At 54.1% G+C, this 231-nt stretch carries 1 pseudogene; it reads left to right on the forward strand.

What is annotated here, in order from left to right:
• Nucleotides 1–231: pseudogene (locus DEO48_RS26990) on the forward strand (glycosyl transferase); the annotation flags it as partial.

The raw sequence follows: 231 nt of genomic DNA on the forward strand, positions 1-231 counted from the left end.
GACGTGATTACCGATATTCTCTCCCTGAGCGAACAACAGCAACACTACGAGACCCGACGCGCACTAGTCAGGCATGCCCTGGTGGAGTGCCGCCATTTTCTCGGATTGTACCGGCGTAAGGTCAGCAACCGGCAGGTGCTGTGCTCCAGCTTTCGCTCGCGGATAGCCTTTCGCCAGCTACTATCCGGTATAAGCAGTCTTAGTGATGCTTTTTTCCTTCTGAAGCTGGTT

It is taken from the genome of Enterobacter sp. CGMCC 5087, from assembly GCF_003144775.1.
In the GTDB taxonomy this organism is placed as follows: domain Bacteria; phylum Pseudomonadota; class Gammaproteobacteria; order Enterobacterales; family Enterobacteriaceae; genus Enterobacter; species Enterobacter cloacae_M.